Annotated in this window: 16 protein-coding genes; all 16 read right to left on the bottom strand. The window is 68.9% G+C overall.

Features of this window, described 5'->3' with window-relative positions; genetic code table 11:
• The coding region (locus ACIOWN_RS33940; protein WP_401984387.1) for a hypothetical protein at nt 1-313 on the bottom strand (313 nt) is incomplete at its 3' end.
• Nucleotides 314-324: 11 nt separating this feature from the next.
• Nucleotides 325-663, bottom strand: coding sequence for a hypothetical protein (locus tag ACIOWN_RS33935; protein WP_401984385.1), 339 nt, complete (start codon nt 661-663; stop codon nt 325-327).
• Nucleotides 663-887, bottom strand: a complete 225-nt coding sequence (locus ACIOWN_RS33930; RefSeq protein ID WP_401984383.1) for a hypothetical protein — start codon at nt 885-887, stop codon at nt 663-665. The genes ACIOWN_RS33935 and ACIOWN_RS33930 overlap by 1 nt, the downstream gene beginning before the upstream one ends.
• Nucleotides 888-895: 8 nt before the next feature.
• Nucleotides 896-1,339 (bottom strand): hypothetical protein, encoded by a 444-nt coding sequence (locus tag ACIOWN_RS33925; protein ID WP_401984381.1) that lies wholly within the window; start codon nt 1,337-1,339, stop codon nt 896-898.
• 1 nt (nt 1,340) lies between these two features.
• Complete coding sequence (locus ACIOWN_RS33920) at nt 1,341-1,727, bottom strand: hypothetical protein (RefSeq protein ID WP_401984380.1); 387 nt, start codon at nt 1,725-1,727, stop codon at nt 1,341-1,343.
• Nucleotides 1,728-2,525: a hypothetical protein gene (locus ACIOWN_RS33915; protein ID WP_401984378.1), complete on the bottom strand. Its 798-nt coding sequence runs from the start codon at nt 2,523-2,525 to the stop codon at nt 1,728-1,730.
• Between the two features lie 3 nt (nt 2,526-2,528).
• Complete coding sequence (locus ACIOWN_RS33910; RefSeq protein WP_401984376.1) at nt 2,529-2,927, bottom strand: hypothetical protein; 399 nt, start codon at nt 2,925-2,927, stop codon at nt 2,529-2,531.
• 12 nt (nt 2,928-2,939) lie between these two features.
• The gene (locus ACIOWN_RS33905; RefSeq protein ID WP_401984375.1) at nt 2,940-3,944 is read right to left on the bottom strand and encodes a fibronectin type III domain-containing protein; all 1,005 of its coding nucleotides are present in this window, start codon (nt 3,942-3,944) and stop codon (nt 2,940-2,942) included.
• A complete protein-coding gene (locus ACIOWN_RS33900) occupies nt 3,944-4,792 on the bottom strand; it encodes a hypothetical protein (RefSeq protein ID WP_401984374.1) in 849 nt (282 codons plus the stop codon). The genes ACIOWN_RS33905 and ACIOWN_RS33900 overlap by 1 nt, the downstream gene beginning before the upstream one ends.
• Nucleotides 4,793-4,795: 3 nt before the next feature.
• Nucleotides 4,796-4,954 carry a hypothetical protein gene (locus tag ACIOWN_RS33895; protein WP_401984373.1) on the bottom strand — a complete coding sequence of 53 codons (159 nt, stop codon included), beginning with the start codon at nt 4,952-4,954 and terminating at the stop codon, nt 4,796-4,798.
• 4 nt (nt 4,955-4,958) lie between these two features.
• Nucleotides 4,959-5,222, bottom strand: a complete 264-nt coding sequence (locus ACIOWN_RS33890) for a hypothetical protein (protein WP_401984372.1) — start codon at nt 5,220-5,222, stop codon at nt 4,959-4,961.
• The gene (locus ACIOWN_RS33885; protein WP_401984369.1) at nt 5,222-5,854 is read right to left on the bottom strand and encodes a hypothetical protein; all 633 of its coding nucleotides are present in this window, start codon (nt 5,852-5,854) and stop codon (nt 5,222-5,224) included. Before ACIOWN_RS33885 ends, ACIOWN_RS33890 begins: the two co-directional genes overlap by 1 nt.
• A gap of 165 nt (nt 5,855-6,019) precedes the next feature.
• The gene (locus ACIOWN_RS33880; protein ID WP_401984367.1) at nt 6,020-7,201 is read right to left on the bottom strand and encodes a hypothetical protein; all 1,182 of its coding nucleotides are present in this window, start codon (nt 7,199-7,201) and stop codon (nt 6,020-6,022) included.
• 120 nt (nt 7,202-7,321) lie between these two features.
• Entirely contained in the window at nt 7,322-8,017 is a 696-nt protein-coding gene (locus ACIOWN_RS33875) for a hypothetical protein (RefSeq protein ID WP_401984365.1), read from the bottom strand.
• On the bottom strand, nt 7,998-8,591 hold the full coding sequence (locus ACIOWN_RS33870) for a hypothetical protein (RefSeq protein WP_401984363.1): 594 nt from the start codon (nt 8,589-8,591) through the stop codon (nt 7,998-8,000). The genes ACIOWN_RS33875 and ACIOWN_RS33870 overlap by 20 nt, the downstream gene beginning before the upstream one ends.
• Nucleotides 8,588-8,917 (bottom strand): hypothetical protein, encoded by a 330-nt coding sequence (locus tag ACIOWN_RS33865; protein WP_401984361.1) that lies wholly within the window; start codon nt 8,915-8,917, stop codon nt 8,588-8,590. The genes ACIOWN_RS33870 and ACIOWN_RS33865 overlap by 4 nt, the downstream gene beginning before the upstream one ends.
• Between the last annotated feature and the right edge of the window lie 344 nt (nt 8,918-9,261).

The raw sequence follows: 9,261 nt of genomic DNA, 5'->3' as shown, positions 1-9,261 counted from the left end.
TCGTGGCGGCCGTGGACAGGGTGATCCGGCCGTCCGGCCCGAACACGCTGATGCCCGCCGGGTAGCCATTGCCGTAGGCGTCGGTGCCCGCCTGGCCGGACACGGCCATGATGAGCCGTCCGGGGCCCGGGGTGCCGTTGTAGTAGAGGGAGACGCCGCCCACGGAGATGCCGCCGCGGACCACCGCGTCGTTGAACTCGGCGGAGCCGTCGACGCCCACCTTCCACCCGGCCTTGCCGGGGTCGTAGTTCGGGGACTGGAGGGCGGGGCGGATGAGCGTCACGCCTCCGGCCAGATCGTCATCAAATCGCACGGTGACTCCCCCTATCGCATGGTCTGCGTGCCGTAGATGGACGCGGTCGCGCGGCTGCCGGGGACCCCGTTCGCCCACTCGACAATGAGCTGCTGCGACGGCTGCACGAGCACCTCCCCGGAGGCCGTGGACCGGTTGCCCATCCACGTCTGGGAGACGATCTGTCCCGGGCCGATGGACCCGAGATAGACGGTCGCCTGGGGGATCGGGACCTGGGTGGGGCCCTGGTCGGTGCGCACGTTGATGATCGTCACGCGCCACGTCCGGAAGCTCTCCGGGGTGAAGCTGACGAACCCGTACCCCTTGGCGTCGAGGACGACGGAGCCGTAGGTGTCCAGGACGTCCGCCATCAGCCGGCCCCGTGCAGCTGCGCGAACAGATGGACCGCGTTGGGTCCGCCGATGATGCCGACCACCAGGGCCGCGGCGGTGTAGACGATCGAGAGTTGCTTGCCCTGCGCGGCCACGGTGGCCGCGAGGGTGTCCACGGTGGCATTGAGCGACCGCACGGCCTCCCGTAGCTCCGCTATGGCCACGGCCGCCGTGCTGTCGCCGCTGTCTGCTCGCGGGCTCACTTTTCCCCCTAGGGCACCCGGGTGAGGGTCAGCCAACTGTCTGCGTACAGACGGGCTGTCTCCGCCGGGTCTGATATGGACATGGTCAGGGTCAGCAGGCCATCGGCGGCTGCGGTGACCAGGCGGCCCCGCAGGAACACGAGCCGGTTCGCCGCCGACCCGGTGTAGGAGTCGACTCCCCCGATGGTGGGCCGGTAGCCCGTCGACGCCGTGGTGCTGTTCCACCGCATGGTCGCGCCGGTCGGACCGGTCCACGACAGACCGACCGACGCGGTCGTGTTCGAGCACGAGAAGATGATCCCCGCGTCGAGGCAGTACCTCCGGCCGGCCTCCACGCGGACCGTGAGCGGGGTGGACGTCTGCCCGGTCGCCCCGGTCACCGCGAAGTCCGCGCCGGTCTCGGCGTACAGGGTCCGGACCGGGACCACCGGCACGTACGAGGGGGACGGCATCTCACTCACTCCAGTACGACGACTGCACGCTGATGTCCGTGGTGCCGGACACCGCGCACGCCCACACCTCACCCAGGTGATCGACGGGCCAGGGCAGCACCGCGGGGATGCGGATGGCGCCCGCCGCGCCGGCCATCGCCCCGGCCTGCGACTGGGCAAGCCAGATGTCCTGGCCGACCGCGCAGATCAGCGCGCCCTTGCGCCGGGCCTCCAGCGGAAGCAGGCGCACGGCCACCTGACCGACGTTCTGTTCGGTGCGGTAGCCGACACCCCGGGCCGGAAGCTCCCGCGTCTCCACCGGGCCGCGGACCGTGACCCCGATGGGCCGGTCCGGCTCCGGGGGGTACTCGTGCTGCACGATCTCGTCCGGATCGGAGGTGATCTCCATTTAGGCTGCTCCCTTCGTCGCCACGGCGGTCAGACCGCGCGCGGCTTTCTGGACCGCGGGCTGCTCGCGCAGGATGAGCATGAGCCCGCCGCCGACCAGGCCCACGCCCAGCACGCCGTAGCCAAGACGCATCCAGAAGCTCGGTTTGGTGACTGCTTCCCAGGCGTCGGACAGGAAGTTGCCCACCGCGTCCAGGCCGGTGGCGTCGGCGACCGCGCCGGCCGCATCCCCGATGCTGCCCGTGATGCTGTCGACCACACCGCCGGGCCGGCCGGAGTCAGGGTCGAAAGCGATGACCTTGATCATCTCGTCGCCGCCCTTTTTCCCGAACTGGGCCCGAAGCTGGGCCTCCGTCGTGCCCTTGCGCTTCACCTGGGCGACCGCGGCCTTTGCCTGGGGGAGGAAGGCAAGGTAGGCGCCGGTGGTGTGCGCTTGCCATGCCCCCCAGCCCTGGGCCTGGTAGATCCGGTAGCCCTCGGATGCGTTAAGTTGCCCGTCCACCCACTTCAGACCATCGCCGTGCGGGGCGAAGAAATCCGCGTGCGCGCTGCGGCTGATCTGGAAAAGGCCGAAGTGCCCGCGCTTGTAGGTGTTGTAGATGAACGGCTGCCGACTGGACTCCGCCGCCGACGTCGCCGCGGCCTCCGCCCACAGCTTTTCCGGCCACCCGGCCAGCGCGATGTACACCACAAGCTCGTTCCAGGGGAGCTGGAACTTGTTGTTCGCGTACCACTTCACTGACCAGGCAGGCCCGGGGTTGCCCCCCTTCGGAATGCCGTACTTGTCGACGTCAGCCACGGGTCAGACCGCCACGCCGTACATCGGCGTGACCGGGAGCTGCTGCGCCACGGCCACCTCGTCGCCGACGATCCCGCCGTCCTTGCCGGTCGCCGGAGCCGGGAGCATCGAACCCGCCCGCTTGCTGATGTTCGACACCGCGTTCGCGTGCCGGGTGGTCCACGATGCGCCGATGATGGTGAGTCCGCCCAGGGTGAACACCGCCGGGCTCTTGGTCAGGATGCTGACCAGGGCCACGCCGCCGGCCGCGATCCATGCCGCCGTCTTCTCAGCGGACGCGATGTCCGCGTTCCCGGGCTCCAGCGACCGCACGTCCGCCGTGGACGGAAGCGCCATCTGGTAGGCGCCATAGGCCATGATGCTGGTCGCGAGGGCCATGGACACCTCAGTCTCGGGCTTCATCTGCTGCTCTCCTTACTTCTTCGTCTTGACCGTGAGGGCAGCCGACTGCGGCCCCGGGCTCTGAGTCGTGGTGTCACCGGCAACCGTGACCTTGTGGCTGGTGCCTGCCTTGAGGCCGGTGAAATCTCGGTAGGGCTGGTCGCTGGGGGCGACCTGCTTCCCGTCGATCCACCACCGGTAGTAGGTGGCGCCCGGGACCTTGTTGGCGGTCACCCGGAAGCTGGTCTTGGTGATCGCACTGGCCTTGAGGCCGGTGGGCCTGGTCAGCGTGACGGGCTTGGTCTTCCCGGACACGGCCGCCGACTTAGGGCCGGCCTTCCCGTCCGCAGCCACCGCCGCCACGGTGAAGGAGTAGCTGGTGTTCGACGCGAGGCCGGTGATCCTGACCGACGTCCCGGACGAGCGGACCGCGTTGGCACCGGACCGCGCCACGTCGTACCCGGCGGCGCCGGCGACCGCCGACCACGCGAGGGTGACCGACGTCGCATCCGCCGCGGACACCTTCAGACCGGTGGGCGCCTTGAGGGTCGCATTGCCGGTCGCCGCGGCCTCAATGACGGAGTACGGGCCGCCTACTGGGGGCTGCCCGGTCGACGCGAGGGCCGCGCGGACGATCTGCGCCTCCGTCTTGTCCAGCGACCGCCGGGCGAGGAAGTTGCCCAGCGCGGACAGAACCGCCTGCCGGTTCCAGCCCGCGGCCTCCAGCTGGTCCGCGGCCTTGCCCGTCCACGCCGCGTTGTCGTTGATCGCGTTCGGGTTGGTGCCGTCGGTCCACTGGTTCCCGTTGTTCCCGCCGACGCTGACGCTGCCGCCGCTGCCGGTGGTCGACTGGCCCATGTCGGTCAGATCCGGAGTCGAGTAGAGGCCATCGGACGTCGACGGGCCGGTGTCCCGCGACGCCGACCACCACCGCCACCCCACGTAGGCCGCCGCGAGGGCCGCCGGGATGATGATGTACTTCCTCTTCACCTTGCCCGCACCGGGCAAGTCCATGGTGCCGTCGAGCATCTCCGCCATCAGATACTCCCGTCCACCGGCACGCCGTACCCGGACGGGGTGACGGACTCGCCCAGCTCGGTCAGCCACGGGTTCGCCGCCAACTGCCCCATCTGCGGGGTACGCGGGTACGTCCCGCCCACGCGGGGGTCCCGCGACACCGGAGGCGCCGTGCGCCGGTCGTACGTCTGCGCCGGCCGGTCCTGATACATCGGCGTGTGCACGAAATACCCGGTCTCGAAACCGAAGTGCGCACGGCCGCCGCCGCGCCCGGCTGCGAACTGGTCCCCCTCGGGGTTCGACGCCGACCAGGAGTTCGTGCCCGCGATGAACTTGTCCGCCCCGGGCCCGGTCGGCTCAGCGCCGATCGACTGGGGGAAACCCGCCTCCCGTTCCAGGAACGACGTTCCCGCCACACCGACCGGGTTGGCGGTGTGGCCGGGCCGCGAGTCGTCGCCGACCCCGTGCACCCGGCTGATGTTCGCGCGGTGCCGCGAGCCCGCGATCGCCCCGCGCGCCGCCGACGCGAACGACGTGTCCACGCCCGCGTTGTGCGGGTCGCCGGCGAGCCAGGCCGGGGCGATGCCTGCCGGGGTCGACCCGTCACCCGGGGTGTGCATCGCCTCCGACGCCGCGTCCCAGCCGATGCCGGGCTGCCCGGCCATCAGGGCCCGCTCGACACCGTCCTCAAGGGTGAGGCCGGCGTACTCGGCGCCCAGGTCCGGGCGTACGGTGATCTCGTCCTGGCGACGCTGGGGCAGCGCGTCCATGCCGGAGGGCTCCGCGTGCGCGGAGTCCGGCCCGGACGGGTGCGCGTGCGGCCGCTCCGGCGCCTTCATCCGCAGCACGTTGCCGCTGTAGGTGGCCATCGGTCACTTCTTCACGGGGGAGGCCATCGCGGTAGCCAGACCGCCGGTGAACAGACTGCGGATCGAGTCGATCACCTTCGGGGTCTGCCGGCCCGGGAGGATGAGGGTCGTCACCAGCCCCACGCCGACGATCGCCATGGCGACCTTTTCGACCGTGCTCATGCGTTTACCTTTCGTTGAACCAGCGGAGAGCGGACTCCGCGGGGGAGGGGACTTTGGGATCGACCCGGGCGAACACGACGGTGACCAGGGCGACATACGCGAGCGTGACCGCGGTCCGCCCGACCGCGCGTTCGGCGCCGGCGAACAGAACGGCGGTGATCGCGGTCGCGATCGGAACCTTCCAGTCCACCGGCTCGTCGTTGAAAACGCTCCGGTTGGCCATGGTCAGCGCGCCGATGGCGAGGACCGGCCCGGTGGAGGCAGCCATCACGACCACCCCCGATAGCGGCGGATCTCCCATGCCCCGGTGTTCGCCATCAGGTTGTCGATGGTGTCCCTCGTGACGTTGCGGGTCGGGTTCTGCTGCCCTATCCCATGGCTGCCGTCCGTGCAAATGATCATGTGTTTGGCGTTCACGGCGATGTCTCCCGCGCGCGGAGCCGAGACCTTGACCCATTGGGCGGAGCCGAGATACGCGGTCGTCGTGGACCCCCCAGGGGGGTCGATGCCGGTATCGAGCAGCGCTTTGCCGGCGAAGGACGCGCAGTCGCTCTTGCCGCGCTTCCAGCGTTCCGTCTGGCTATAGGTCTCCCACGCGTGACTACCCGCCGCCGCCACGAACGTGGCCGGCGTCTGCAGCAGCTTGGGAACCTTGGCCTTACGGTAGACGCCGTTCCAATCGACCGACCCGAACCCGCCCGGGGTGTAGGCCGGGTCGGCCTTGCCGCCCTTGCCCGTGATCACCTTGCCCTCCGTCGACACGGCCGGCGGGGCGCCGGACGTGACGTCCTTGAGGGCCTGCAGCGGGGAGACGCCTCGCAGGGCGGCATAGAGCAGCACCCCGCCGCCCGCCGCGATGGCGAGGTGCAGGCTGCTGATCTGCGCGCCCGGGGAGGCCATGTCAGCCGCGGACCTTGGCCAGCAGCTTGTGCCCCAGGAAAGTGCCCAGGGCGAAGTACAGGATCTTGCCCAGGTCGGGCATCAGCAGGTTCATGATTCCTCCGGTACGTGAAGTGGTTGACGTACTGGCACGGCCGGTGACGTACCGGCCGTGCGCGGCCTGGGTCAGCGACCGCCGGTGAGCTGACGCGGGTCGTCGCCCACGGGGCTGAGGTAGTTCTTCGTGATCGACAGGGTGTGCGCGCCCGTGCCGCCGATGGTGCCGATGAGCTGGATCGCGGTGGAGGGGGTCACCGGCTGGTAGCGGAAACCGTTCTCGGCGCCGGGGGCGAGGCCGAAATCGTCGAGCCAGTGCAGGACATACGTCGAGCGCGGGCGCACGTTGGCCTGGGTGACCGACTCCGTTCCGGGGGTGAGTCCCCAGTCCTCGGACATCTGCGTCTGCCACGTCCGCGGCGTGCGGGAGTAGGCCTTGACCTTGTCGATCTCCATCTCGAAGAGCTGGGGCCAGTCGGCCTCGCCCGTCGCGCGGCTGCCGTTCGAGTCGCGGAGTTCGAAGATGAGCACGCGCATCAGGCCGCCGAAGGTGGACATGCGCTGATTGAAAGCGCCGGCGGAGAGCTGGATGGTCTCGATGTCGGTGTACATCAGACTGCCGACGCCGTTCGGGGTCGGCGAGACGCTGTTGCCCTTGTAGTCGCGGTTGTCCGACGTCGCCCATCCGTGCTGCTGCACCTGCACGTTGATGGAGGGCGCGTTCGTCGGGGCGGTGCTGTAGACGCTCGCGATCGTGTTGATGGTGATCTTGAGTTTGAAGGTGGCCGACGCGTTACGGTTGGGCAGCGACCCCATCGCGTCGCGTCGCCGCACCTGGATGGGCACCCGGAGGCTGTAGGAGTAGGAGCCCGCGGTCGCGCCGGAGCCGGCGGTCGCGGTGTACCCCTCCAGGTTCTTGATGTCCGCATTGTGGACGAATCCACCGAAGCGGTTGAGGACCTGCAGCTTCCACCCGTCCATGGGTCCGAGGACCTGCTTGCCGCCGATGTCCTCCACGATCACGGACTGAATGCCGGCCGCCGGCCCGTCCTCCCTGTACGCGACGGTCGCCGCGTTGCCCGCGGTCGTGGCCTTGACGTGGATGATCGCGCCGGACAGGTAGCCGTCCACCTGAAACTCGTACGGGCGGAGGGCCTGGGTGCTCGTGTTCTGGGTGACGGTCTCCGTGTACACCTCGGATTCGAGGGTGCGGGTACCGGTCACGAACGGGCGGGCCGCGACGACCTGGGCGTCCTTCCCCTTGCCCTTGCCCTGGGCCTGGGGCGGCGCCTCAGTGGCGGTCATGCTCATGTGGAAGCCTCCTGATCTCGCCCAACAAGGGCACTTGGATCAAGAGGCTTCCACCACCGGTTGCCTCAGGCAACCATATTCTCCGGATTCGGGACGTACGAACACAAGATAGGAACGGTGTTACGGCCCCACCACGCACATGGTGCGGTCGCGCCGGCGGATGTAGAGCCAGTGCCACCGGGGGAGGTGCTCGACCACCCAGGCCACCGCCTCCGGGTTCACCCCGCCGATCTCGGCGAACCGGTCCCGGCTGCGCTTGTCCGGGTCATGTGCCAGGAAGAGGTGCTCTGCCTGGTCGTACATCTCCAGCGGCACCATGGCCGGACGCTGGGTTGCCGCCCATAGCCCGGTCCCGATCGAGCGGCCCTTCGTCCAAATCCGCACGAGATCCGGGCCCAACCGCATCTCCCGGACCAGGGACACCGCTTCGTCGTCACAGATGATCGAGTCACCCTTGACGTACCGATCACGGTGGAGCCGATGGAAGATCTCCGCGTGCCGCTCCTCGTCGCGCTCGGGATCGTTGGTGTGTACCGGCCACAGCACGTACCCGCCCTTGGGGCGCGGACCCATCGGGGGCGGATAGTTGACGATCCGTTTCCATCCGTCATGTCGCCGGAGAAACTCCGTCACCGTCTTGTCCCGTGGCTTCATCACGGTGAGGTACCCGGGGAGATCCTCGGACACCGACCGGGCCAGCAGCGGGAGCATCAGCGTGGTCTTGCCGCTGTTGGTGGGCCCGATGAAGCTGACGTGCTCACCGGGCCGGTACTCCCAGATGCGGGTGTAGAAGTAGCTACGCGGATACAGCTTCACCGCGTGCGGCGGCCCCTGTTGCTTCCGGGCTCTCCGCATCCTTGCCACCCCCCTGACGCGCCATCATCTCGCCGCGCTGGGTGAGGATCTGCTCGATCTCCTCGCGGGTCTGACCGCCGGTCATCTTGACGATGTGCCCTGGGACCCGTCCGAAGAGGTGGCCCATCTGCACACCGGTCACGACCGCGGCCGTGATGACCCCGCCGACCGCGCCCAGCGACCCGGCCCGCTCCAGCGCCGCGGCCATCCGCGGATTCTCCACCGCGAGATCCGCGAGCGCATCCGCCCACATCGGTGCGAGCCCGCTGGCCACGTACCCCACGACCGGATCCGCGAGCGACGCCACCGCCGCCGGCATCGCCAGAAGATCCGTCACGCTCTTGTGGTGCTGCGCGCGCGGGTCGGTGCGCTTGCTCCCGCCGGCCCGGGTCGTCGTCGTGCGCCTGGCCGACGTCGGCCCCTTGCGCTGCCCGGCGTCCGCCCGCTTCTTCCTCAGGCTGCCGTCCTTGTTGGTCGACGGGTTGCCCTGGTCATCGGTCGCGTGAATCTCGGGATCGAAGATTTCGCCGGTCATAGCATGAACTCCGGGTTCGGGTAGCTGTCCGGGTCCGCGAGTTCGAACCCGGAGTCGTACAACTCTTCGTTCTGGTCCAGGTAGTACCGGAGCTCCTTGAGCGTCGGCATCCCGGTGAAGAAGAGGTAGGCGCACTGGGCGGGGTGGAGCTGGTGGCGGACCGCGTCCGCCTTGCTCGGGTAGAGCTGCTGGTCGCACGCCCCGTCCGCGAGGGAGATCGCCACCCAGTGGTTCAGCGCGTCGTTGCCGTGGACGATGCCGAGCAAGTTGAGGTGCTCGAAGGCGCGTTGGGCGCGGCCGGCCGACGCGAGTGTGTCGATCGTCACTGTTCGGCCCCCGGGCGGGAGTGGATAAGCAGCGCGGCCACAAGCAGCGCGGTACACGCGACCGCGGTCAGGGCGATGTTGAGGCTCGCCTGAGAGTGCGCAGCCGTACCAATCTTGTCTGCGGTGTCTCGTACGTCGTCAAACGTAGTCGAGATTTTAGAGCTAAAGGGTTTCCTCATGAAAACAATCTACAGTGAGCTATCCGCGTAGACGCAAGGATCTGCCCAGACGAGATCGAAAAATGGCAAAGGAGCGGTGTAGGGTGCTGAGACAGAAAGACCGAACCCCCGGAGTGAATGAAGCTCACTCCGGGGGCCCGGTGCGCAACACCCGTGTGGTAGCGG

The organism is Streptomyces sp. NPDC087787, assembly GCF_044743035.1.
Lineage (GTDB): Bacteria > Actinomycetota > Actinomycetes > Streptomycetales > Streptomycetaceae > Streptomyces.
The sequence above is the reverse complement of the archived record's forward strand: the minus strand, read 5'-3'. Positions and strand labels throughout refer to the sequence as shown.